The organism is Zavarzinella formosa DSM 19928 (genome assembly GCF_000255705.1).
GTDB classification, from domain to species: Bacteria; Planctomycetota; Planctomycetia; order Gemmatales; family Gemmataceae; genus Zavarzinella; species Zavarzinella formosa.
On the sequence record NZ_AIAB01000530.1, the window covers coordinates 1 to 1,889 of the forward strand.

General features: G+C 68.7%; 1 protein-coding gene and 2 pseudogenes. All 3 read left to right on the forward strand.

Annotated elements, in window-relative coordinates; all coding sequences use genetic code 11:
- Nucleotides 1–117 precede the first annotated feature (117 nt).
- Nucleotides 118–402 (forward strand): annotated as a pseudogene (locus BGIM_RS68100) (PAS domain-containing protein); the annotation flags it as partial.
- Nucleotides 403–477: 75 nt separating this feature from the next.
- Nucleotides 478–768 (forward strand): annotated as a pseudogene (locus BGIM_RS68105) (PAS domain S-box protein); the annotation flags it as partial.
- Between the two features lie 78 nt (nt 769–846).
- On the forward strand, nt 847–1,889 hold a 1,043-nt coding region (locus BGIM_RS68110), incomplete at its 3' end, for an ATP-binding protein (protein ID WP_390565866.1).

Sequence of the window (1,889 nt, forward strand, 5' to 3'; positions counted from 1 at the left end):
ATGTACGAGCCGCGGGCTGCGGACGCGGGACCGCCCGCGGTCGTCGTGGTCGTGGTGGATGTCACCGAGTTGAAACGGACCGAGCAGGCGATCCGGGAGGGCGAGGAACGGCACCGGATGCTGTTGGACGTGCTGCCCGAAGCGGTGTTCGTCCACGCCGGCGGCCGGGTCGTGTTCTGCAACCCGGCGCTCGTCCGGCTGATGGGAGCCGCTTCGGCCGACGACCTGCTCGGCACAAACCCGTTCGACATGGCCCACCCGGACTACCACGCGCGGTTGCGAGAACGGGTGGCGGCGATGACCGAGGTCGGCCGGCCGTCTCACGGCATGGAGATGCGAGTCGTCCGGCTCGACGGGCGGGCGGTGCCGGTGTATTCGATGACGGCATTGTTATCGCCCCTCGACCGGCCGGAGTATCTGGTCGCCCTGTCCGACCTGACGGATCGGGAGCGGTCGGTCGAGTTGCTCGGGGCGGTCATGCGGAGCGTGCTGGACGCCGTCGTCACCATCGACGAACGGGGCGTGGTCCGGTCCGTCAACCCGTCAATCGAGCGGATCTTCGGGCACTCGCCGGCCGACCTGGTGGGCAGGAACCTTTCCGTGCTGATGCCGGAGCCGCACCGCTCCCGCCACGACGCGTATCTCGCCGCCTACCTGCGGACCGGGAACGCGCGCGTGGTCGGGGGGACGCTGGAGGTGGAGGCCGTCCGAAAGGACGGGACGGTGTTCCCGGCCGAGGTCACGGTCACCGAGTTCCGGCTGGAGGGGGTCCGGCACTTCACTGGCGTGATCCGGGACCTGACCGAGCGGCGGAAGTTGGAGAACCAGTTCCGGCAGGCCCAGAAGATGGAGGCGGTCGGCCAGCTGGCCGGCGGCGTCGCCCACGACTTCAACAACCTCCTGACCGTCATCAACGGCTACAGCGAACTCCTGCTCGACGAAATGGAAGCATCCGACGCGCGGCGGGAGTCGGTGACGGAGATCCGGTCGGCGGGGGAGCGCGCCTCCGGCCTGACCAGCCAGCTTCTGGCGTTCAGCCGCCAGTCCGTCCTGGAGCCGAAAATCCTCGATCCCAACAGCGTGGTCGCCGACACGGGAAAGATGCTCACCCGGCTGATCGGCGAGGACGTCCGGCTGACCACCAGCCTTGACCCCCGGGCCGGCCGCGTCAAGGTCGACCCGGGCCAGTTCGGGCAGGTGCTGATGAACCTCGCCGTGAACGCCCGCGACGCCATGCCGACCGGCGGTCGGCTGACGATCGAGACCAGGGACGTGTTTCTCGACGATGCATACGCGGCCGGCCGGGACGAGGTCCGGGCGGGGCGGTATGCGATGACCGCCGTGACGGACACCGGCCACGGAATGACGGAGGAGGTGAGGACGAGGGTGTTCGAGCCGTTCTTCACCACCAAGGGGGAGGGCAAGGGAACGGGCCTGGGGCTGGCCACCGTATTCGGGATCGTGAGGCAGTCGGGGGGCCATGTGGAGGTGTACAGCGAGGTCGGGATCGGCACGACGTTCAAGGTGTACCTTCCCGTCGCCGATGCCTCGGAACCCGTCGAGGCCGCGGCCGACGTCGCGCTGGTGCGGGGCGGAACGGAGACCGTGCTGCTGGTGGAGGACCAGGCGAATGTCCGAAGAATCGCCCTCCTCGCCCTTCAGGCCCGCGGGTATGCGGTCATCGAGGCGGCCGACGGCCAGGACGCCCTGCGACTGGTGGACGCGGACCGTCCGCGTCTGGACATCCTGGTGACCGATGTGGTGATGCCGGGGATGAGCGGACGCCAGCTTGCGGAGGCGATCTGCGTCCGGTATCCGGGGATTAAGGTGCTGTACATGAGCGGTTACACCGACGATGCCGTGGTCCGCCATGGCATCCTTCATGCCGA